16 protein-coding genes, 1 pseudogene and 1 riboswitch are annotated in these 21,736 nt (G+C 45.4%); of the genes and pseudogenes, 3 read left to right on the top strand and 14 right to left on the bottom strand.

The annotated features are described in order from the left end of the window. Positions 1–10: 10 nt before the first annotated feature. From PN466_RS24845 to PN466_RS24830, 4 genes are read right to left on the bottom strand one after another with little or no spacing between them, the layout of a single operon-like run. The gene (locus PN466_RS24845) at positions 11–739 is read right to left on the bottom strand and encodes a hypothetical protein (protein ID WP_271945195.1); all 729 of its coding nucleotides are present in this window, start codon (positions 737–739) and stop codon (positions 11–13) included. Between the two features lie 13 nt (positions 740–752). After that, entirely contained in the window at positions 753–1,487 is a 735-nt protein-coding gene (locus PN466_RS24840; RefSeq protein WP_271945192.1) for an NUDIX hydrolase, read from the bottom strand. After that, positions 1,441–2,100 (bottom strand): nicotinate-nucleotide adenylyltransferase, encoded by a 660-nt coding sequence (locus PN466_RS24835; protein ID WP_271945189.1) that lies wholly within the window; start codon positions 2,098–2,100, stop codon positions 1,441–1,443. The genes PN466_RS24840 and PN466_RS24835 overlap by 47 nt, the downstream gene beginning before the upstream one ends. Before the next feature lie 4 nt (positions 2,101–2,104). Continuing rightward, positions 2,105–3,448 carry a nicotinate phosphoribosyltransferase gene (locus PN466_RS24830; RefSeq protein WP_278003220.1) on the bottom strand — a complete coding sequence of 448 codons (1,344 nt, stop codon included), beginning with the start codon at positions 3,446–3,448 and terminating at the stop codon, positions 2,105–2,107. A 525-nt stretch (positions 3,449–3,973) separates the two neighbouring features. Here PN466_RS24830 and PN466_RS24825 point away from each other — a divergent pair. Next, the gene (locus tag PN466_RS24825; protein ID WP_271945184.1) at positions 3,974–4,120 is read left to right on the top strand and encodes an isochorismate synthase; all 147 of its coding nucleotides are present in this window, start codon (positions 3,974–3,976) and stop codon (positions 4,118–4,120) included. A 167-nt stretch (positions 4,121–4,287) separates the two neighbouring features. Here PN466_RS24825 and PN466_RS24820 read toward each other — a convergent pair whose 3' ends face one another. From PN466_RS24820 to PN466_RS24805, 4 genes are all read right to left on the bottom strand, one after another. After that, a complete protein-coding gene (locus PN466_RS24820) occupies positions 4,288–4,770 on the bottom strand; it encodes a DUF1824 family protein (RefSeq protein WP_271945183.1) in 483 nt (160 codons plus the stop codon). Positions 4,771–4,828: 58 nt separating this feature from the next. Further along, positions 4,829–6,502 carry an ATP-binding protein gene (locus PN466_RS24815; protein WP_271945181.1) on the bottom strand — a complete coding sequence of 558 codons (1,674 nt, stop codon included), beginning with the start codon at positions 6,500–6,502 and terminating at the stop codon, positions 4,829–4,831. Between the two features lie 11 nt (positions 6,503–6,513). After that, positions 6,514–7,437 (bottom strand): phosphate/phosphite/phosphonate ABC transporter substrate-binding protein, encoded by a 924-nt coding sequence (locus PN466_RS24810; RefSeq protein ID WP_271945179.1) that lies wholly within the window; start codon positions 7,435–7,437, stop codon positions 6,514–6,516. A gap of 327 nt (positions 7,438–7,764) precedes the next feature. Then, positions 7,765–9,264: a hypothetical protein gene (locus tag PN466_RS24805; RefSeq protein WP_271945176.1), complete on the bottom strand. Its 1,500-nt coding sequence runs from the start codon at positions 9,262–9,264 to the stop codon at positions 7,765–7,767. Between the two features lie 480 nt (positions 9,265–9,744). Next, a riboswitch (cobalamin riboswitch) is annotated at positions 9,745–9,891 on the top strand. Positions 9,892–10,493: 602 nt separating this feature from the next. On the opposite strand from PN466_RS24805, the gene PN466_RS24800 reads away from it, so the two are divergent. Continuing rightward, positions 10,494–10,931: a hypothetical protein gene (locus PN466_RS24800; RefSeq protein ID WP_271945173.1), complete on the top strand. Its 438-nt coding sequence runs from the start codon at positions 10,494–10,496 to the stop codon at positions 10,929–10,931. An 86-nt stretch (positions 10,932–11,017) separates the two neighbouring features. Here the strand turns inward: PN466_RS24800 and PN466_RS24795 are convergent, their stop codons facing one another. Next, complete coding sequence (locus PN466_RS24795) at positions 11,018–11,605, bottom strand: ribonuclease HII (protein WP_271945170.1); 588 nt, start codon at positions 11,603–11,605, stop codon at positions 11,018–11,020. Positions 11,606–11,617: 12 nt separating this feature from the next. Next, positions 11,618–13,699: an Rne/Rng family ribonuclease gene (locus PN466_RS24790; protein WP_271945167.1), complete on the bottom strand. Its 2,082-nt coding sequence runs from the start codon at positions 13,697–13,699 to the stop codon at positions 11,618–11,620. Positions 13,700–14,366: 667 nt separating this feature from the next. On the opposite strand from PN466_RS24790, the gene PN466_RS24785 reads away from it, so the two are divergent. Then, complete coding sequence (locus PN466_RS24785) at positions 14,367–14,960, top strand: esterase/lipase family protein (protein ID WP_271945165.1); 594 nt, start codon at positions 14,367–14,369, stop codon at positions 14,958–14,960. 263 nt (positions 14,961–15,223) lie between these two features. Here the strand turns inward: PN466_RS24785 and PN466_RS24780 are convergent. The 4 genes and pseudogenes from PN466_RS24780 to PN466_RS24765 form a co-directional block, all read right to left on the bottom strand. Continuing rightward, positions 15,224–15,904 (bottom strand): annotated as a pseudogene (locus PN466_RS24780) (zinc-binding dehydrogenase); the annotation flags it as partial. A 330-nt stretch (positions 15,905–16,234) separates the two neighbouring features. Further along, positions 16,235–19,159: a hypothetical protein gene (locus PN466_RS24775; RefSeq protein WP_271945159.1), complete on the bottom strand. Its 2,925-nt coding sequence runs from the start codon at positions 19,157–19,159 to the stop codon at positions 16,235–16,237. Positions 19,160–19,281: 122 nt separating this feature from the next. Next, positions 19,282–20,595 carry a serine/threonine-protein kinase gene (locus tag PN466_RS24770; RefSeq protein WP_271945156.1) on the bottom strand — a complete coding sequence of 438 codons (1,314 nt, stop codon included), beginning with the start codon at positions 20,593–20,595 and terminating at the stop codon, positions 19,282–19,284. Between the two features lie 317 nt (positions 20,596–20,912). Continuing rightward, a complete protein-coding gene (locus PN466_RS24765; RefSeq protein WP_271945153.1) occupies positions 20,913–21,695 on the bottom strand; it encodes a calcium-binding protein in 783 nt (260 codons plus the stop codon). Positions 21,696–21,736: the final 41 nt, after the last annotated feature.

Below are 21,736 nucleotides of genomic sequence, written 5' to 3'. Positions count from 1 at the left end.
AACAAGCTACTTATTTTTCAGCTTTTTGAATCAAAGAAATTAACTTATTTCTCACAAAAATAAATCGACCTTTTACATAGTGTTTTCCCAAGGTTTTTTCCTCGAATTCACCCAGATCTAGCATTTTTTCCTTACACCCTTCTCGAATATGACATAAGACCTCTTTGGGTACTCCGGGAAATCGAGCAAATAAGTAATCACTGGCAATTAAGTTTAAGGCAGATTTGCCCAAATGAGAGAAATCGCGATAGGGTAAACCACTCCCCGGATAATTTGGGGGAATGAGGGGATTATCAATTCCAATGACTTGCCCCACAAACCAATCCCGAACCTGATAAAAATTACAATCGAGGTAAATGAGACCCGTGAGCAGTTTTAGGAACTCTCCTAAATGAATCAACCGTTCATCGGACCAGTGTCCGGGATGATCGACCCGAATTTGTATCCAATTGGTTACTTCCAATTGCTCGGCTAATTGTCCCAAGGTTTTCGGTTCTAGAAATTCAATCCAAGCTTTGGGTCGTTCATAACAACAATCAGCGGCAATCATCTGTAAAACTGCTTCTCCCAGAAATAGCAAGCGATCGCCTGATTCATCGAGAGCTTTGCCCTCCATTAACACTCGACCTGACTTCAGCAGTTGCCAAAGATATTCCTTTTCATTAAACTGATAACGAATTGTTACTTCAATCCGTTCGGCTTGATGGATTTGTCCGGGGTTATTGTAGATTTTAGTCATGCGATCGCACTCATCAAATAAACACCATGGGTTTATCTTTTAGTAAATCGAACGCTTCCGCATCAAATCGATAAAGGCTTGCAGGTCTTCCTGCTCCCCGTGATGCTTTCACCCCTGTGTCATAGAGAAATCCCAACTTCAGCAACCGAGCGCGGAAGTTAGAATAGTCTGAAAAATTTTCCCCTAACACCGCAGTGTAGAGCTGATACAAGTCGTTGAGGGTGAACATCTCCGGTAGGACATCGAAGGCCACGGGACTATATTCCAATTTGTTGCGTAAACGTCTGTAGCCATATTCTAGGATCTGATTGTGATCGAATGCTAGGTCTGGCACTTGATGAATGGGATACCAAGCAATACCACTGACTCCATCGGCAATGAGTTGAGCTTCGTCAAAACGCACTAAGGCAAAATAACTGACCGAAAGATACCGAACTCCATATTGATCGGGCGCTTCCCTCGGATCGCGTCCAGGGTCACCAAAGCTATAGAGTTGTTCCAGATAGAGATTTTGGACGCGAATTTTTTCTGAGAGAATGCGATAGGCTGCTTGTTCAAGGGATTCGGAGCGACGGACGAGGGTTCCGGGTAAACTCCATTGATTGAGATAGGGGTCTTCATGACGCATCACTAGGAGGACGAGGAGTCGGTTGAGGACGCTATCAACGGAAAAGATGACGTTATCTACGCCCACCTTAAAATCAGCTAACGGCTCTTTGTGAGTTTGTTTTGAATGGCTCTCTGGCATGATACAACTGCTCCCGATGGATGTAATCCTGGATGGGAGGCGTAATAACTTGGGTCTCCTTTCTTTCACGATACGCTGTTGAGGACACAGGTGGAACATCAAAATCGGCGATCGCCACTTCTGCTCCCAACTCGACGAGCGCTTGGACTTGCTCTGACTTGATGGCATAGCCCGATCTCGGTACAATCAAAACTTCAACGTTCTCCAATAAAGTTTTGATTTGATACCACTTGGGCATTTGGGCGATCAGATCGGAACCTACCACAAGGATAAACCGTTCTTGAGGCCAGAGGTGACGGGCTTCGGTTACTGATTCTAGCGATCGCGAATAGCCCAGTTGCGGATATAAGCCAATATTAGGATATTGGTCTTTGAGATTTTCGATCAATAGGTCAAGCATCGCCAGACGATGATCTAAAGGGGTTTGGTGATTCTTAAATGGATTATTTGAGGCCCAAACTGCTACATAATCATAGTGTTGGCTCAACCATTCAAGAATCGTTCGATGTCCCTGAGTGGGTGGATCGGCGCTGGTTCCAAAAAGAGCAACAGTTTTGAGCATAGGTAATTGGTCATTGGTCATCGGTAATTGGTCATTGGAGATCTCCCCCATCCCCCTATCCCTCCATCTCCTCGATCAGTTGTTGTAGTTTAGCGGAAATTTCCATGGGGAGAGGGGTGGGATCTTCTAGATGGCGACAGGAGGGGGGAAGATTCAGGACACAGGTGCGGGTACGCTCTTGGATGATATCCAGGGAGTCGGGAGGGACGAAGGGTTGTCCGGCTTTGAGCATGGGTTGCAAAAGGGGCATTTCTTCCGGTTCAGGGGATTCGTTGATTAAACCTAGGCGATCTCCACTATATTTTCCCTCACTAGATCGCCGAAAGATTTGTTTGCGTCCGGGATAACTGACTTTATCGATGGAGCGTTTCATGACGGGTATCTGTTCAATGTCTACCAGTTTGTAGACTCCATTCACTGGGGAACCGGTAACTAATTTTGTTCCTATTCCATAACCGTCAATACAAGCCCCTCCTTGGTTTAAGCGCTGCATTTCATATTCGTCAATGTCTCCACTGACAAAGATGGGAACTCCAGGTAACTGTTGGCGGATGTTCTGGGAAAGGGAAACCAGATCGCCCGAGTCTAGACGAATACCTGCAACGTCTAGAGTTCCTGCTTGCATCTGCTCGGCTAATCGTTCGGCTGCTGCCAGACTATCATAGGTGTCGATCAGTAGGGGAGCGCGGGGAAAATAGCGGTAAAAGGCTTGAAAGGCAGCATCTTCTGTGCCTTCGCAGGCAGCGATCGCCATAACTAAAGAATGAGACATCGTTCCGACTGGGTTGCGACCCAATTTCAGGGCGGCTAGTACATTGGATGTACCATCCATTCCCCCCGCTAGAGCGGATCGTGCTGCCCACATTGCCCCCTGGGGACTAAAGGCGCGTCTGGTGCCGAATTCTAGAATTGAGACATTATCGCCAGCCCTATCCCGCATTCGGGCAGCTTTGGTTGCGATTAGGGTTTGATAATTTAAGGTATTGAGTAAATAGGTTTCTACCAGTTGAGCTTGCCAAAGGGGGGCTTCTATTCTCAACAGGGGTTGATTGGCAAAAATAGCCGTTCCTTCAGGTACAGCCCAAACATCGCCAGTAAATTGAAATTGAGCTAACTTTGTCCAGAATGTTTCAGGCGCATGGTTAAAAATGCCGGTTGCTCGTAGCGCTTCGATCTGAGCAGGCGTAAATGCTAGGTTTTGCAAATACTCCAGTGCCGGTTGCACTCCCATGGCAATCAGGTAACCGAAACCTGGGGGTAAACGGCGCGTGAACAGTTCAAAGCTGGCTCGATGTGCCTCTATACCTTCACCGATGTAACAGGCGTTCATCGTGAGCTGATAGAGGTCTGTCAATAGGCTATTGTCTTCTGGGTTCAGGGTGAGTAAGGAGTCTTCCATCTTGGCGATCGCCTCCTTTAAGGCTACTTCCCTTCTTATTATAGTAGATATAACCATAAATGTGTCAACCATTTTTTCAGAAAATCGAATTCACATCATCAAAAACAAGACATTAGCTCGCTTATTCTCGTGTTAGCGATCGCAGAAATGGCTATCTGCCCTTATCTATTATAGTTTTTGACACCAATATTACTTGTCCCCCATCTTCCTGTCCTCTTACAGCATTTTGCTTGCGTTATGAAACACAAGCTTGAATCCTCTTTCTATGTACCACAACCCTATTCCCTATTCCCCAGCGCAAAGCGCTGTATATAGAGACTCTCCCCTTATTATGAAGTAATCACTCACCATCTTCTTTATCTAAATACATGAAGATTTTTTCATGTATTTTTGCAACTATTCATATGACTAAACGCAACAGAATATAAAGAATAGTAGCGTAGCGATCCCACTTGTCAGGGGATTGCTATAATCAAAATATAGAAGAATCAATCAATGATCTCAATTGCAAGAAAGGAGAGAGTTATGGACATGTTTTCTGCTATAAACGACATGGTGATGTATATGTTTGATGCGATTGGCGAAATCTTTAGCCCCAACCGCGATCAATATCCCAGCGTTGGCGTACAACCGTTTAATGGTGAGTCTTTGTCTGAATGGATAGAGTTCTAATCTGTGTTGAAACTTTGTGAGAGAAACGCTTAAGTTCTATGCATCTGTTGACCTTCCCGGTAGTTTATTCCTAAACAAGCTACCGGGTTTTTGATGTCAGTTTTAACAAGAGTCTTAAGCCACTTGTCTCTCAAGAACCCATCAATCGCTGGTCTTAGACGAACAATTTAAGACTGAGTAACGATTACATGATCGTCAAATAGATTTAAAGGGAAATATCCAAAGGTTCCATTGAGTTGATCGTAGTCAGAAGATAAACAAGAAATCAAAACGCCCCGATAATCTCCAGTATAACTATCGTGATAATGGGCTAAGGTCTGGCCATTGAATTTAATATAAACTGGTTCATCGATTGCTGGTAGCTGCACCAGATTAAAGGGAACCGGATAGCCCAAAGCGCTCAAATAATGGGCAAGAGCGGTAAACCCTTCCGTCCCTTGATCGGCACAAACCCCAAAATTATGATGATCGGCTAGACTTGTAATCTGGATTAACTGCGATCGCAGTTGCTGCCGTTGCTCTGGTACACTCAGATCCACAGACTCCGGTTGCACGCTAAACACCTGAAGATATTTCAGAGCAGCTTGGGTTTCAAGACTCAAAGATAACGACACAATGGATAAGGATAATAGAACTGCAAGCCATATCATACAGTGCTTCGCACTAGGGTGGGGAAATGGGGAAAAACTCCTACTTATGACTCATCCCTCATGACGGATTACTGATTAACATCTGCTGTGTACAAGGAATCTCAATTATAAATGCTGTCCCTTCTCCCAACTGAGACTGATAATATAGCTGTCCTTTATGTTGATTAACCACAATTTGATAGCTAATAGACAATCCTAAACCCGTTCCTTTACCCACTGGTTTAGTTGTGAAAAACGGATCAAAAAGGCGATCTTGAGTCGTTTCATCAATACCAGGGCCATTATCCCGAATCTGAATCTGAAGAAATCTATTTTCCGTTACCTGAGTCACAATAGTAATTTGACCGGGCTGTTCAGAATTCACTCGATCTTCTAAGGCATCAATTGCATTAGCTAAGACATTCATAAACACCTGATTTAACTGACTGGCATAACATTCCACCCTAGGCAAATCTCCATAGTCTTTAACAATTTCAATTCCTCCCAAATCAGGGTTCGGCTTGATACGGTGCTGCAAAATCATCAAAGTACTTTCAATCCCTTCATGAATATCTACTTCTTTCCTTTCTGCTTCATCAAGACGAGAAAACGTCCGTAGCGATTTGACAATATCTCGAATTCGGATAGCCCCTGCTTTCATTGAATTCAAAATGTCTTTAATATCTTTTTTCAAAAATTCCAGATCGATTTCCTCAAAGACTGCTTGTACGCCTTGACTTGGCTGAGGGTAATCTTTCTGATACTGATTGATCAAATAGATAAGATCGTTAATATATTGTTCGCAATAATTAAGATTGCCATAAACAAAGTTAACTGGATTATTAATTTCATGGGCAATCCCTGCAATCATTTGCCCTAAGCTAGACATTTTTTCATTTTGGATTAATTGAGATTGAGTCTCTTTAAGCTCGGCTAGCACCATCTTTAACTGGCGATTGCTCTCTTCTAGTTCCGTAGTTCGATCAATAACCTTTTGTTCCATCATTTGGTACGAATCCGATAGTTGTTCCGCCATATTATTGAACGTGTTGGCTACGGACTCAATTTCGTCACCAGTGATGATATTAAGACGATAATTGAGTTCTCCTTTCCCAATTTTTTTAGTCCCATACTGAAGTTGATCGAGGGATTCAATAACCGGTAAAATAATCCATTTCCATTGCCAGAAAACAACAAAAGATAATCCGACGATCAATAGAGCTTGAAAAATGCGGTTATCTCTCTTGAGTTGAGCCGCAGACTGTTCTGTTTGCAATTCCATCGTATGAACGTATTCAACTAATGATTTCAAAGAAAAATTAATGTCTGCGGCAAACCAATTAATGGATTTTAAATCTTGTTTTTGCTTCGTGATGTCTTGGGAATGGGTTAATCTTTTGCTTAACTGATGTAAATCATTATGACGACGACGTAAGATTTCAATTTCGCTAGAATTCGGTAATCCAAGAGATAATTCATCCAAATGCAAAAGAAACTTTGAGTGAGCTTTTTCATATTTCTGGAAGTTAGCTGGAGATTGATCCAGGATGACAAAATCTTTGAGGGAAACAACCTGCTCTTCTAAATTGCGATGTAATTCAAACATTCCCGAAAGATATTGACGGTTAATCTGACGACGTTTAGATAATGATTCTTCAGCTTGATTCACAACCATAATACTGCTCCCCATACCGATGGCAATTGACCCAATAACAGCAACTGAAGATGCAAGAAATTTGGTAGAAATTTTCATAAATTCATCAATCAGTCTGAGTTGTCTAATCCTAGGGTTTCTTGAATGCGACGAATGGGTTCATAATCTTCATCTTGGACTGAAGTATAGCCAGAAGCTTGATCTCCTCCAACCAATCCTAAGCCTGGAGGTGCTTCAATCAATGCTTTACGAACCTTTAGCTTGAACTTATCTGGAAGGGTAGAGCGAATCACCAGAGGAGCATTGGGTAAAGGATCGGATTGCCAGAGGATAGTATAGCGATCGCTGGATAATTCCCCTGATTCTATTGCTTTCTGGTATACTTTTTCTTCAATAGCGATCGCATCTACTTTTCCTTGCGCCAACGCCATAGTATTTTTATCATGACTTCCCGCATAGTCGATCTGTGCAAAATCGTCCTCTGGATTAATCCCAATCTCTTGAAATTGGGCACTCGGGACTAAATAACCCGAGGTTGAAGATTGACTGACAAAACCAAAACGTTTACCTCGCAAATCCTCTAAACTTTTAATTCCTTGACTGGTATCGGCCACAATCACCCCAGTATACCCAGGGCGGCCAGTAGACTTTTCAATGTGGGCAACGAGGGGTTCAATATTAGGATTTTGATCTTTGGCTTTGATATAAGAAAAAGGGCCTAAATAAGCCATTTCTACCTTTTCTTCAACGATAAGTTGAATGGAAGTCTCATAATTTGGAGTGATTTCAAAGTCCGTCGGAATGCCTAGGGTAGATTCTAAATAGGCGGCAAATTTCTGCTTTTTTTCCTGTTGTATTTCTGCACTGCGATCGGGAATAACTGCAATGTAGAGTTCCTTGACTTCTGCGACAGATGAATCAGAGTTGAGATCGGCAGAGCCTGTCGGATTCGGTGCAGAGCAGGCCGCAGTGAGGATAGATAAAGCGATCGCCCAAATAGACATCCGATTAACACGCTTTCGTATAAAAAACATGGTCAACACAGGGTTTCTCCGCTCAACTGGCCTGGATTATATCATTGAAACTGCCGATCTATTACTTGGGAAATTTTGAATTTAAATAGTAACATAAATTACAATTAACCATAATATTAACTAGAGGAATTGAAAGAAAAGCTTCAATCCTATATTTTTGACCATAAACTTCTCTAAAGAAAGAGACACTAACTGAAGAGTAGCACTCTTGAAGTAAGGCTCAATATCATTTATCTTATTTCTTAAGATGTTTTTGGGTTAACGCTTTTCTGAACTTCGATCAAGAGCTGAGGAGGATAAACCCTGAAAATTGCACAACTTGCACCGTTATCTCTTTTTAGGCAAAATTCGGGGTAAGACCCATTTAGCCATTGCCCAAAAACCGATCGCGAAGCCAAAACTGAGTAAGACGGCAATAACAAAGGGATGGGGATATGTTCCGGGATGTTTGCTGAAAAACGGAACCGTCATCGCTTGTTGTTTAAAAATCAATGTGGAACTAGAGGCTGCGATCGCCCCGGCACCGATCCCAATACCGATCGCCTGAATATGGTCTTGTAGGTCTTGATGTTGCTGTTGTAGCTTGCGATCGCCCTCTGCTTGCTCGATCTCGATTAAACCACGAATCGTGGCGATCGCCGTATCCAACAGTCGTGCGCCTTCTCCGAGATAGGTGAGGTTAGCGGTGATTTGCTTTTGGAACTTACGAAATTGGCGATCGGCTAACTTCAGCGTCGAAGTTAAATTACTGTTGGTAATGTTCTCAATATAAATGATTTTCTGTTCATAATTCTCCCGATGCAAATCAATCATATTGTGGAAATCGGATAAACGGCGCAAATTTTGCGAATAGGAGAGGGAAATATCCAGCAGTATCTTCAACTTTGCCTTAAGCTGGTCGAGCTGTAATGGGGATGAATCAGGAGATTTATTGTCACAAATATTGATCGTCAATTCTTGAGAGATTTGTTCAATCTTGTTGATATTTTCTAATCCTTTCTGATAGGCTTGCTGACTATCTTCATAGTTTCTGTAATTCTTATGATCGTAGAAAAACAATTCTGCTAATTCCAGTTGTGCCCGGTCTAAGCTCGTAATACTCTCTTGACCAAAGGTCAGAAACAACCAAATTTTACCATAATATCCATCGAGTTCTGGACCACAAAATTCATATACATACCCCTTAAAACATCGCCAACGATTTCTTAACGGCGGTGCAGTTTCCACAGACGGTAAACCTAAAAAACTTAGTAAACAGATTTGGGCAAATTCTGTTAAGTCTTCCGGCTCTTCCCTCAGTTGGGCACTGAAGATTAGGGTTTTACCCAAAAAGGATGCTCTTAAGACTTGGCACAGTTTTTGCTCCTCCAGATTATCCTTAGCGCTAACCGTTGTACCACTAAAATAATGAATTGAAGGTTTTAGAGTCTGTAATTCTGCAAGCGTTAATCCATCTTTACCGCTCAAGTCAGGCAAGTAGAACGTAAACGAGCCAATATAACTATCATCAAACAATTGGGGATAGAAAAAACCCTTAATAGGAGGCAGCCACGCCAGAATAAAATGTTGAATTTGGCGGTTATGATCTGCCTGAATCTCTAACAGGTCAAAGGCTTGTGCTTGGGGTTGTTCTGAGCGCCACTGAACCTGAAGCGGCGAACCTTGGGAGTCACTGGCGTGATAATCCCTTAAAAGTACCTCATAATAGGCTTGGATTTCTGAGCGGCTCAGATCAATGCGATCGGTGTTGGTTAAACTTCCTGTTTGCCAGTGATATGTGAACAGACGCAATGTTACTTTATAGAGTTTTGGGAATCCATTAATCACAGTTTTTAGACTTCTCTTTTTTGCACTTTACCTAATTCTGTTAGGCAGTTTTAATCCCTGAGCGTACATAGGGTTTGGTTAGGTCAATGTTGGGATCTCTAGGCAAAATCCGATCGGTGGTTTCTTGGATGTTCTTCAAGGCATTGAGGAGACGAGAAGACTGATGCGAGTTGCCTCTTTTTCACGTTCCTGGGTGAGGACTTCTAGGAACTGGCAGATGATGCGATCGTGTTCTGAGACTGACATCGATATACTTCAATAGGTGACCTGATTCGATGATATCGCAAGATTGGAAATCAAATACGCGGAGAGATCATTCCGAATGGAATGCAGTGGAATGAAGGAATACTCGCCATCTCGCGAGTCTTGCTTGATCCACTTCGCGGACATGAATACGGAGTGCGTTAGCGAAGCTTGTGTAAAACTCTCTGTAAGTCTGTCTATCTCCCCAACTATGGTGAGAGTGGAGATTTTGTGATATAGTTGAGTCTGAAAGTCGGTTCTAGTGGGGATCAGCCGCTAGAGGAAACGGGGAAAGTGCAGTGAGAATCTGCCGCTGTCCCGCAACTGTGAAGGAGAAATATATCACCTCCGAGTCAGAATGCCCGCCGATCGCTAGTCCATGCTCTATAACATCTGCGAGGTACGGATGATAGTTAATTCAGTATTTTTACCATCAACAAAGAGCTATAATACTCCGCACTACTGGTGCGATCGCGCTCTACACCCGATTCAGTGCAAGGGTTCGCTTACCTTGCCCATAAATCCATAAGTAACACAACAAACATAGCGCAATAAAGCATAGGTTAGGCGAGAAGATAGCAGTTTCTTCTGCTATGTTGTAATGTGTTTGCCCTCTTTTTTACCTCCCTTTTTTTAAGTAGGGCTAGAGGGAGACGCTCCAGACACGGGGATTGATGTGTAGCGTAATTTTTGGGATTTGATATAACCCTCTTCTGTAACTTTCCAAAAAAGGGGGGTGAAATCCTGATTCTTTCGTTAGCGATAATGCTCCGCATCGCTTCGCGATCGCGGGCTGTAATGACGGAAATTTCCGCTTCGGGGACATGAAACGTCAGAATTTCCAAGAGTGACAGAAGAGGGATAAAGACATTTTTTGTTCTCCGTTCCCTGTTCCCTAAAACCACAATTTAGCTGTCCTAACTTAACGAGTGCCTTGCTATATACCACCGAGAGAATAGAGAACGTCTATACAAACCCAACTTCTTATGGAAAATGATCACTTGAACTGGGAACAGGAGTTTATTGCGACAAACTTCATGGCGATCGCCTATAATGCTTGGGCTGGCTATTTGAGTGGATCTCGTGGGGTTGTCGTTTGTTCTACCCACAATCCTCATCTGGGGATAACTGGTGAAACATTCTCGGCTGCCTTTGTTCCTCGTTTTCGTCTCGCGCCTTTTCTCAATGCTTGGCTGAGTATTCCCGATACGCGAATTGTACGCCATCATTTTATGAACGCCCACATTTTGGAAGCAGTCGATACTTACTGTCCAGAGACAGAAGCAATTTTTTTATTAGAATCGGGGAATCAAGTGACATTCTTTTACCTAAAACATCTACCCTTGACCCCTCCAGAGTGCTACGATCGCATCTCTAGAATGAGGGACGAATTTCATCCCTCTCTCTCGAAAGTCAATTCTTGAAGATATAGCAGAGAAGGAGTTGGTTATGGTAGGGAATAGGGAATAGGTGCAGTCTTAGCGCTCCTTTCCCTTGCTATAACACCTATTTATTGAGCCTGGAATGACTTGAGTTTAAACGATCGCCGATGCAAACAAGAGGGGCCAAACTGGGCGATCGCCAGGCGGTGTTTCTTGGTGCCATAGCCCTTATTCGCCCTCAGATCGTAGTGAGGAAACAACGGATCTAAGCGAGTGATCAATTCATCACGCCAGACCTTAGCAACGATGCTGGCAGCGGCGATCGCCACCTCCGTCCGATCGCCCTTCACCACTGTCCTCTGAACCCTGTCTAACTGGGGAATCTCATGGCAGCCATCCACCAAACACACTCCGGGAACCTCCGCGAGTTTCAGCACCGCCCGCTTCATCGCTAACAACGATGCCTGTAAAATATTAAATCGATCGATTTCTGCCACCGATGCAACACCCAATTGACAATCAAGAGCCAAGTCTTTAATAACTCCCAATAAGGTCTGTCGCTTTCGGTGGCTCAACATCTTACTATCTCTGACTCCCAAATCTTGCAATTGACGCTCTACTTCAGGTGAGATCATCACAGCAGCAGCCACCACTGGGCCGAAGAGCGAACCTCGGCCCACCTCATCAATACCTGCCACTCGAATAACTCGATCCAAAATAATGATGAATTATTCTGAATCCGCAGAAGAGCGACGGCGACGACGGCGACGAGGTTCTGGGATTTCCTCATCCGTCTCCTCTTCCGCAACACTTCCCTCATCGAGCGCTTCTTCCTGTGAAGTTGGGCTATTCAGGTCTTTCTGTTCCAGAGTCGGAGACATCCATCCCCAATTGCCTTCTTCTTTAGCCGTTTCCTCTGAATCTGGGGAGATCTCTTCCCGAATCTCTGGAGTCGCTACCAGGGTTACAGTTGAACCCTCAGAATCATGGGCATCTACTGAACTAACCTGGACAATGGTTGCTTTTGGGTTTTTGTTTTCTCCATCCGGCAACAACACCAGAGGGGAAATGCCCATTAAAGCATAGATATTTTGCTCTTCACCGGTCATGGGAACCTTGACCACCTCTGGAGGAGCCTCGATCGATCGTCCCCCGATACGTTTACGGGGATTAGTGGGTTTATCCCAATAATCTTTGCGAGAGGAGAAGCGAACATCAGAAGGCCGCGATCCTTCATGGAGAGTGGTGACTGAAAAATCAGCGCCACTGCGATAGGACGGTTCCTGATACCCATATCCGCCTGAATCTTTGGTCTCCGGTCGGCGGCGGCGAGTCCGTCTGGCGATCGCCTCCTCATCGGCTGCAAAGCCTTCTCCCATCTCATCCATACCCGCAGAACTTCGCAGGGATGAGGGTTCTCCATAACTGGAGCCAGACTCAGAGCTAGAGCCAAAATCATTAGAAAAGTCTGGCTTAAGCGTGGGAGCTGGAGTTTCAGTAAAGCGCTCTGGAGTTGGCGTTTCCCGTCCTACAGTATAGGAGCGATCGGGTAAAGCAGAGGGAGGCTCTTCGAGTTCTCCTGGCAGAGTAGCCAAATGGCCTAAACCATTACACACTTTGCAGGTATGGCCAAATAGCTCATAAATATTTTGCCCTTGGCGTTTACGGGTTAATTCGACTAAACCCAACTCTGAAAGTTGGGCTACTTGGGGGCGAGCCTTATCTGCTAAGAGGGCTTCTTCAAAATGTTGCAGCACCTTTAACTGATCTTTGCGGGAGTCCATGTCAATAAAATCGACAATAATCACACCAGCAATATTACGGAGACGCAGTTGACGGGCGATTTCGGTGGCTGCTTCGCAGTTTGTCCACAGTACGGTTTCACGAGCAGTGGCTGAACTGGTAAACGAGCCAGAGTTCACATCAATCACCGTTAAGGCTTCCGTTGGCTCAATAATTACGTAGCCTCCGGAAGGCAAGTCTACCCTGGGTTTGAGCGCTTCCCGAATGGCTGCATTCACCCGGAAATATTCCAAAATCGAGTTCTTTTCCCGGTGATGGTCAATCAAGATACCCGGCGGGATTTTACCAGCATTCCAGTTAATAATTTGTTGTTTCACCCGCTTAAGACCGGTATGGGAGTCTACCACAATGCGATTGACATCATTGGTGTACATATCCCGAAGGACGCGGACAATAAAATCATCATCTCGACCCAATAAGGCTGGGGGAACGGCGGAACTCGCTTCAGCTAAAATCGATTCCCAACGACCTAGTAATTCTTCTAGGTCTTCCATAATGGCTTCTTCGGCCATACCTTGGGCTTCGGTGCGCACGAGCAAACCCATCCCCGTCGGTTTAATCAGGATTGCTAGGGCACGTAGACGAGATCGCTCCTGAGACCCCATTATTCGCCGGGATAGGTTCACCCCTCGTCCATAGGGCATCAGCACCAAATAACGACCGGGCATGGTAATGTTACCGGTTAAGCGCGGCCCCTTAGAACCCGTGGGTTCCTTCATCACCTGCACCAGTACCTTTTGTTGGGGAACCAGTAGCTCCGTAATCGTTCCTGAGCCTCGTTTGAGCCTCAGAGGGCCGAGATCGGTCACATGAATAAATCCATTTCTTTGGGCATCGCCAATATTCACAAAAGCCGCATCAATACCGGGTAAGACGTTCTCTACGCTACCGAGATAAATGTCTCCAACTTGATGACTTCCTGTGGCGACTACAAGTTCTTGGATTTGATCTTCTTCAAAAACAGCAGCTAATCTATGCTGCTCGGCGATAATAATTTGCTTTGGCATCCAATTTCCTCAAATTATGCATGTCAGTAATAGGTAAGCAGCTTACGCATTCAATTTGTCTCGCTGGTGTTCTGGGTTGCTCGCCGCCAGCCGATCGCAGGGGGGAAAGAGCGTGACCCTCGTTTACTGCACAACCGGTAGCCAAGTTCTATGCTTTAGCCTGAACCCTCGGTTATGGGACTGAAATACGATACCCCATTACGTTAGGGGTTTTTTGTCTCTCATGTGCGATCGCCAAAAACTGTGACCCCATCGTAAGGTCATAACTAACTATTGTATCAAACTTTGGAGAGTGAGGGAATGGGCGGATGGCAGAATGGGAGGACACGGAAAGTTGAAGGGAGCGCAGACGCAACGTTCAAGAATGATTATTTTTTAATTATTACAGGTAATTCCTAAAGAAAAAGTAAAGAGGAGAAGCGAAGCAAGATAAGCAGGAGTTATAGTAAGGTCAGGAAGTTAGAGAAACTTGATTATCAGTCAATTCCCCTGAATGGCCAACCTAAAGTGCCCAGCAGATTCCGAGTGACCTGAGTGACAAAAAAAATAATACAGCACTTTGCTTGCGTTATGAAACACAAGCTTGAATCCTCTCTCGCCATGCACCACAACCCTATTCCCTATTCCCCAGCGCAAAACGCTGTAAGTGTTTAAGAATTGAATTGATATGTCAAACTCCCGTAATCCCGTAGTGCTCATTCATGGTATTTTTCGTAAAGCCTATGTATTTAACCGCATGGCAAAATACCTAAAAGAGCGCGGATGGGAAGTCCATCGATTTGATGTAGTCCCCAACACCTCAATTGTGGGATTAGATCAACTAGCCCTACAAATTAAAACCTATGTCGATCAAACCTTTGCCCCCGATCAACCCATTGATTTAGTCGGCTTAAGCATGGGGGGCTTAGTCAGTCGCTATTATGTCCAGCGCTTGGGAGGACTGGATAAAATTCAACGATTTATCACCATTTCTTCTCCCCATCATGGGACTTATCTGGCTTATTTATTGCCGTTTATTGGTTGTGTACAAATGCGTCCGGGGAGTGGATTTTTAGCCGATTTAAATGCAGATATGCACAAGTTAGAGCAAGTCAAGTTTAGTTCTCTTTGGACTCCCTACGATTTTGTCATTGTGCCAGCACAAAGTTCACAAATGCCTGTGGGCAAAAATGTTAAGCTGTCTGTATTCCCCCATGCGATGATGGTACGCAGCAACAGTACGTTGGTTACCGTAGCAAAAGCCCTGACAGATAAACTGTAAGAGGATACAGCAGTTTCCTTGGCTATAGGGTACAAGGATCGGAATTTTCCTTGAGCGTGCCTTCCCATGAAAAGCCTGAAAAATGGGCACGCATAGCGTGAAAAATGATTTTCCCTTCTGCCCATTACTATTACCCTTCTGGCACGTGAAGCGCTGTACTACTCACATGCCTGGCAAAGACTTCGCTCCACTTGAATAGCTGAGATTGTCATAACCATGGGATAAACAACTCCCGTCTGTGCGATCGCTCTAGAAAATTGTCCTCAGTCCAAGGTGAGTACAATTTTCCCCATGAATTTTTTTGCCAGAAACATTTCTTGGGCCCGAGCAATTTGCTCTAAGGGAAAGGTCGATGCCACAAGAGGGCGAATCTGTCCCGTTTCAATAGACTGAATCAGGTGAGAAAAAACAGATGGCTCCAATTGGGTGCAACCAAAGAACGTCAGATCTTTTAAGTACAGGGTTCTGACATCGAGGGAAACATGGGGGCCGGCGATCGCCCCTGCCGTCGCATAACGACCTCCTGGCTGGAGAACATCAAGCAAGACAGGCCATTGCGATCCAGCAACCAAATCTACCACGACATTCACACTGTTGTGTCCCAAAACAGTCAACAGATCGTCATTTCTAGAGATGGCAGTAGATGCCCCCAAATCCAGTATTCCAGACATTTTGGAGCCAGATGTGATAGCAATGACTTCAGCACCTCGTGCTTTGGCTAACTGAACCACTGCCGAACCCACTCCACCCGAAGCGCCAGTCACCAGGACACGATCCATTGCACTCACCTGGGAGCGGGTGAGCAAGTTTTCTGCCGTGGAATAGGAACAGGGAAAAGATGCCAACTCACTGTCGCTCAAGGGACTATTGACCCGATAGGCATGACGCGATGCCACCATTGTATATTGGGCAAATCCTCCGTCACACTCCGACCCCAAATACCACGCATTCTTTGAGGTAATGATGCTTTCATCGTCAAGTTTCCTCCTTTTCTTTTCAAGCCTTTTGTCCTGTACTGAGAATCAAGATATCTTTACTTTTTTGAGAGCCAAAGATGTGCTTAAGGGGGAAATCAGTTTTGGGGCTGATAAATTCCATAATGGTAATGTGGGTGAGAATCTACCCTAAACGTCAAGAAATTCCAATTGTTATGGGCTGCTGTGGTTCATTTCGCGTGTTTGTATTGTATCGCCCAACGAAAAAGTAGGGGTAATTCATGAATTACCCCTATTCGATTAGGATTTAACCTAATCTAAATGCTCAGAATGGAGAAACTATACCAGAGCAAAGGACTGACTAAAGTCAACGCTGGCAAAAGCAGTTGCACCAACAGCAAAGGCTTGAGAGCCAATATTGCCGCCGACAAAGACGCTACTCATGACAGAAACATTACCCATAACATTCACCTGAATGTCAGCAGTGCTAAAGCTGAGTTGCTCAGGCGCTACACCATTGACAATACCGAGAACGGAGGTTACACCATTATTGGTTACCTCGATAATGGTATTACCGTTGACTACGGTGAAGGTCAAGTCATTGGGAGTAATGCCACCGGTCAAGCCAATAGTATCGCCTTCGCGGTAGTCTAAAATCAGGTCGGCTTCGGCTACGGTTGTGGCTGCGGTTCCGGTGCGCAGAACGAAGACATCATTACCTGCACCACCGATAAGGGTATCTGTACCAGCATCACCACTAATGACATCATTGCCATCACCACCGTTGATCAGGTCATTTCCTTGACCACCAAAGATGTTGTCATTATCTGCACCACCATCAATAGAGTCATTGTCTTGGCCGCCATTGAGTTGGTCTTCGCCAGCATCTCCATTGACGATATCATTACCGCGATCGCCTGAACCCATATCGTTACCATCGCCACCACTAACGGCATCATCCCCTTGTCCGCCGTAACAAGTATCATTACCGGCACCACCGTTAACCGTATCTTCACCTTGGTTACCATTGGCAGAATCATCCCCTGCACCAGCATTAATTTGATCGTTACCTTGTAAACCAAGAACCACATCAGCTCCAGCCGTACCAACAACCACATCATTATTGATGCTCACGTTAAACTCAGTGGTGACTTGAACGGAGATATTGGTGGTAGTCGTTGTTGTAGAACTTGGAGGAGCAACGGGGTCAGTAAATGTACCTGAACCAGGAGCTGGAGGTTCGGGGTTGGGGAAGGCGGCGAGAATTTCTGCACTCGTTAAATTCCCAACTTGTTCAACCACACCTGCTCCTCCAGAGTTGCTTTCAAAGGAGAAGAAATCAGCGATTACCAAATCACTTGCTGCGTCAAACTGGCCATTATTATCGAGATCGACAACTAAATCCGTACCATTGCGTAAAACCTGAGTTCCGGTTGCTGGTGGTGCATCTTCACCTTGTGGGGGTAAAGATAGGGTAACCCCTTCAACCTCGATGACATCACTCATACCGCCACTATCTTTAATTGTGGTTCCCACAGCATTGGCAGCCGTCAGTTTATAAGTATCGCTACCACCGCCAGCTTGCAGATTTAATCCCGCAACTGCACCACCAGTAATTACATCATCAAACTGAGAACCAATTGCACCTTCAAATCCGGAAATACTGTTCTCAAATTGACCGACTACGGTGATACCCGTTTCCAGGTTAATTTCCACACCCACAGAGGCTTCCACATAGGACACGAAGTCTATACCAATGCCACCGATTAAGGTATCATTTCCTTCTCCACAAGTCAGGGTATCATCCCCTGCTCCACCATCAATGCTGTCGTCGCCTTCTCCACCATTGAGGTCATCTCCGTTTTCGCTACCGGTCATGGTATCATCACCCGTAGAGCCACCGAAGCCTTCAACCCCTTCAATAGCATTGTTGAGTTCTACACCTCCTGCTAGGGTTGCGGTTACGGTAGTTGTTCCTGATGCAGAGACGTTGATAGATAATCCAGCATTAATATTGATATCCAGCTCTACATTGATAAAGCTGACGATATCAAAGCCAGCACCACCACTAATATCAGAGGTACCATCACCGCAAATTAAGAGGTCATCTCCTTCTCCTCCAATCAGGACATCCCCACCAATGAGGGTGTCTTTACCATTACCACCGACAAGGCTATCTGCACCATCTCCACCGACAAGGCTATCGTTGCCATTACCGCCAACGAGGGTATCGTTGCCATCTCCACCAACGAGGGTATCTTTGCCGTTTCCACCGACACAGGAGTCATTGCCTTCGCCACCGACGCAGGAGTCATCGCCTTGTCCGCCCACACAAGTGTCATCGCCATCTCCACCGACGAGGGTATCCTTACCATCACCCCCGTCTAGGGTATCGTTTCCATCTCCACCAACACAGGAGTCATTGCCGTCTCCACCAACACAGGAGTCATCGCCGTCTCCACCAATGAGGGTATCGTTATCATCACCCCCATCTAGGGTATCGTTACCATCGCCACCGATGCAGGAGTCATCGCCATCGCCGCCGACGCAGGAGTCATCGCCGTCTCCACCAACACAGGAGTCATCGCCGTCTCCACCAATGAGGGTATCGTTATCATCTCCACCGTCTAGGGTATCGTTACCGTCTCCACCGACACAGGAATCATCGCCTGCACCACCAGCGCAGGAGTCATTACCGTCTCCACCGAGGCAAGTATCATTGCCTTCTCCGCCGTCGATGTCGTCGTCTCCGTCAGCACCGGATAATCCAGAGATTCTTGAGAGTCTACCGGAACCCCCACCAGAACCCCCGCCTGAACCTGTCGCACCTGAACCTGTCCGAGCAGTTCCTGTGCGTGTCCGAGCAGTCCCCGTGCCTGTTCGAGCAGTCCCTGTGCCTGTTCGAGCAGTCCCTGTGCCTGTTCGAGCAGTACCTGTGCGTCGTGAGGATTTTCCAGATCCACCAATGAGAACATCGTCACCATTGCCTCCCACTAGCGTATCTTCTCCACCTGCTCCAATCAGGATCTGTCCATTGTTTAGAGTACCGGTGATGCTACCTGTTGCTTGAGCATCAATGGAAATAATTGCTTCACCAAGAGTAGGAATGGTGGTGGAAATTTCGAGGGCAAATTCGGCGATTTGACGATCGCTAAGTTCTGAGACAGATAGATTAAAGTGAGCTTGGAGTTCAGCTTCGTAGTTGACTTTGACGAAGGTCAGAGCTTCAACGGATAGGGTGGATTCAGCAGTAATGAATGCCATAATTAATTCTCCTGATTCTGTGTATATAGCGCTGGGAAATTTCAGTGAGTCGGTGTAAATCAGTGAGCAATCTAAAAATGATTCACTGATTTACTTCGATTACCGATTACCAGCGCATAGCGCTATAGTCCACAGCGCTTGAGTCGCGATCCTAGGTAGGGCCATAAGCGCCCCCGTCTTCCCCAAGTGGGAAGATGGCCCTGGGGAGCGCCAAGATTGAAGGTAAGCTTGACGTAGGCTAACCACGAATGGTCGGGCGATCGCCAACCGACGCGATCGCCGAATTCTTCGTAGTTTTTGTCTAAAGACCGCCAAATGCGGTTTTGGACACTCAACCCAAAGTGACCGTTACTATAATGCACCCATAAGCGGTCAAGGGTTCGCAAATCTCGACCGGGGAGGTATTTTACTTCCTCTTCCGTAAGGCTGCCTTCTAAGGTGCGATCGCTGATTTCGAGCAAAATCTGGTCGGTTTGGCGATCAGCCCCCTGCCAGTCTCCAGCAGCGAGGAGTTGTTCTAAAGTACTATAGTCCATGCCTACCGCAGAACTCCATTTACGCTCGGTATCATTGATGGGAGGGGGGGCTTGCCAAGGAGGGGAAATGAGGACAATTCCCAATAGATCAAACCATTGTTCGATAGACTGGGGCCGGTCTTCAGGTTCGAGGGCCATGCCGGCTAAGATAGCGGTATTGATGCGATCGCTAATTACTGGATTAATTTCCTGGGGAGGAATGAGGGGATCGCTTTGCTTGCGAGCCACGTGGCGATCGCGGTTAGTTGCCGACTCTGGCACTTCTTCAGTTAACAGTGCATAGAGGGTCGCTGCTAACGCGTAGACATCGGTGTAAGGGCCCCGAAAGGATTGCCAGTCATACTGTTCTATGGGCGCAAAGCCTCGACTCACATAGGTGGTATGACCTTGAACTAAATTAGGCATAAATTTACGAGCCATGCCAAAGTCGATGAGTGTGGTTGAAGCTTCACCCTTGCGCCGTAAAATATTTAGCGGTTTGATATCCCGATGCAAAAACCCTTGATGATGGACGGTATTCAGAGCATCCCCAATTTGTTGGATATAGTGGAGGGCTTCGGCTTCAGGTAAGGCTCCTTCAGTATCTACTAGAGTACCCAAATTGGTTCCTTCAATGTACTCTAGTACGATACACCATAAGTGATCTTCCTGGATCAACTCTTCAACGCGAACAATATGGGGATGGGACGATTTGGCAATCCATAGAGCTTCATTGAGAAAGTCTTGCTGACATTTCTCGAAGTTTTTGTGATTGCGGATCTTCTCGTTGAGCGTTTTAATCACCACATTGTCGCCGGTTTGGGTTTGGGCAAGATAGGTGATCCCAAATCCGCCTTCACCGAGTTTCCTTGCGATCGTATATTGACCATCTTGGAGTTGATGTCCCGTTTGCCACACCATATTGTTTGTTTCTTCCAGACCAACACAGAGGTTTGATTTTGGTATTATTTTAGTTGATTGGCGTTGGTGATTTGGAGGGGAGAATAAGAGCATACATACACCTAGCTAGTCGCGTTTAACGGGACATCACTTTAAGTTATGTCGATACCCCTCCTACAACTTCACTTTTTCGGATTACGGATTTTATTAAAAAACTTCTAATCAGCCGATATACATTTCCGATTTGAGCAGTTCAAATCGGTAGATCGTAGAAAATCAGTCCAGTGAATTTTCTTTGATCAAAGAATTTTATTGTGAACTCTACTTTTTTAGAACTATCAAATCAATCCCACATCCACTTCTAGAAATCTCACTTGGTTGTTGAAGATTAAACTCGAATCGATACCATAGATTGAAGCAATCACTGCACCTGTGCTAATTTGATCGATTCTGGCTTCAAAACGACCGGTTCGGGTGACTGCAACATCATTAACACTAATTCCTGCTAAACCAATCACATCAGTTTCTTGATAACCAGAAATCAGGGGTCTATTTCTCGGATCGGTTGCTAGAGAAGCCCGTAAAATATAAACATCAGCGCCTGGCCCCCCACTCAAAATTCCGCCACCGCGATCGCCACTGAGGGTATCATTCCCTTCTCCTCCATCAATCATATCGTTGATTATACTTTGTCCACCCCAGATAAAATCATTACCTGCACCTCCGGTTAGCGAATCATCTCCTTGACCCCCTAAAATCAAATCATTCCCATCACCCCCTTGAATAGTATCGTTCCCTTCACCGCCAAAAAAGTAATCATTGCCGCGATCGCCATTTAGGATATCATTGCCCAAATCTCCATAGAGAAAATCATTCCCATCATTGCCACTGATAAGATCATCATTTTGTCCGCCATAACAGAGATCGTTACCCTCACCACCGATAATCGAATCATTACCGGTATTACCACTGAGTAAATCTCGTCCCCCTGAACCAGTTAAACAATCATTTCCTTCTAAACCAAACAAGTAGTCATTTCCTTCTTTTCCTAGGATTTCATCATTGTCTGCTGTTCCCAATAAGATGGCATCTCGGTCATCGGGTGCAATAATCGCTACCATGATCGGTTCTCCTTTTTTTGTAGGGATTCTCAGTTAAAACT

This window comes from Roseofilum reptotaenium CS-1145, from assembly GCF_028330985.1.
Taxonomy (GTDB): Bacteria; Cyanobacteriota; Cyanobacteriia; order Cyanobacteriales; family Desertifilaceae; genus Roseofilum; species Roseofilum reptotaenium.
Note: the sequence above shows the minus strand (reverse complement) of the source record. Positions and strands in the feature narration are given on the sequence as shown.

What these genes read in the sequence shown, in the direction of transcription:
- PN466_RS24775 (WP_271945159.1), bottom strand. Translation starts at nt 19,159, where the DNA reads ATGGCATTCATTACTGCTGAATCCACCCTATCCGTTGAAGCTCTGACC.
- PN466_RS24845 (WP_271945195.1), bottom strand. Translation starts at nt 739, where the DNA reads ATGACTAAAATCTACAATAACCCCGGACAAATCCATCAAGCCGAACGG.
- PN466_RS24770 (WP_271945156.1), bottom strand. Translation starts at nt 20,595, where the DNA reads ATGGTGTGGCAAACGGGACATCAACTCCAAGATGGTCAATATACGATC.
- PN466_RS24830 (WP_278003220.1), bottom strand. Translation starts at nt 3,448, where the DNA reads ATGGAAGACTCCTTACTCACCCTGAACCCAGAAGACAATAGCCTATTG.
- PN466_RS24785 (WP_271945165.1), top strand. Translation starts at nt 14,367, where the DNA reads ATGTCAAACTCCCGTAATCCCGTAGTGCTCATTCATGGTATTTTTCGT.
- PN466_RS24800 (WP_271945173.1), top strand. Translation starts at nt 10,494, where the DNA reads ATGGAAAATGATCACTTGAACTGGGAACAGGAGTTTATTGCGACAAAC.
- PN466_RS24840 (WP_271945192.1), bottom strand. Translation starts at nt 1,487, where the DNA reads ATGCCAGAGAGCCATTCAAAACAAACTCACAAAGAGCCGTTAGCTGAT.
- PN466_RS24790 (WP_271945167.1), bottom strand. Translation starts at nt 13,699, where the DNA reads ATGCCAAAGCAAATTATTATCGCCGAGCAGCATAGATTAGCTGCTGTT.
- PN466_RS24815 (WP_271945181.1), bottom strand. Translation starts at nt 6,502, where the DNA reads ATGAAAATTTCTACCAAATTTCTTGCATCTTCAGTTGCTGTTATTGGG.
- PN466_RS24810 (WP_271945179.1), bottom strand. Translation starts at nt 7,437, where the DNA reads ATGTTTTTTATACGAAAGCGTGTTAATCGGATGTCTATTTGGGCGATC.
- PN466_RS24765 (WP_271945153.1), bottom strand. Translation starts at nt 21,695, where the DNA reads ATGGTAGCGATTATTGCACCCGATGACCGAGATGCCATCTTATTGGGA.
- PN466_RS24820 (WP_271945183.1), bottom strand. Translation starts at nt 4,770, where the DNA reads ATGATATGGCTTGCAGTTCTATTATCCTTATCCATTGTGTCGTTATCT.
- PN466_RS24825 (WP_271945184.1), top strand. Translation starts at nt 3,974, where the DNA reads ATGGACATGTTTTCTGCTATAAACGACATGGTGATGTATATGTTTGAT.
- PN466_RS24835 (WP_271945189.1), bottom strand. Translation starts at nt 2,100, where the DNA reads ATGGGGGAGATCTCCAATGACCAATTACCGATGACCAATGACCAATTA.